This window comes from Oleiphilus sp. HI0043, from assembly GCF_001634935.1.
In genome coordinates this window covers 1-578 of record NZ_LWEY01000350.1, presented here as the reverse complement: position 1 = coordinate 578, position 578 = coordinate 1, and the positions used below count along the sequence as shown (strand labels likewise).

Annotated in this window: 1 protein-coding gene; it reads right to left on the bottom strand. The window is 42.0% G+C overall.

All coding sequences use genetic code 11. From position 1 onward, the window contains the following. On the bottom strand, nucleotides 1-578 hold a 578-nt coding region (locus tag A3729_RS04895; RefSeq protein ID WP_231877338.1), incomplete at both ends, for a helix-hairpin-helix domain-containing protein.

Sequence of the window (578 nt, the reverse complement as noted above, 5' to 3'; positions counted from 1 at the left end):
ACAATTAAAGGCGCTGGACTCACTCCCAACTCGATTAGCTGGGATATTTTTTGTTGATTGTTCTCGAACTGAAAAAACGTAAATATATTGTCAGCCATTATCGGCCCGATATCATTTAACGCTATCAATTGCTCTTTGCTTGCTTGCATTAAGCGCTCTAGTTTTTCAAACTGCTCAGCCAATAGCTCTGCCGTTGTTTCACCAACCTCTGGAATTCCCAAAGCGAAAATAAATTGAGCAAGTGTACATCGCTTGGATATCTCGATGGCGGATACAATATTTTTTGCTGACTTTTCACCCATACGCTCTAAGAGCGCTAAGTTCTTTGCATCAAGTCTATATAAATCACTTACGTCCTGGATTAGCTCTTTATCAATAAGCTGGTCGATTAACTTATCACCCAAACCGTCAATATCCATAGCCTTTCTACTGGCAAAGTGCTTTATAGACTCTTTTAATTGCGCGCCACAGACAAGTGTGCCGCTACATCGAGCGAGCACGCCATCTTCTTCAATTTCTATAGGGGAATCACAAACGGGGCAGCACTTTGGCAGGACAATATCAACACTATCTGGTGG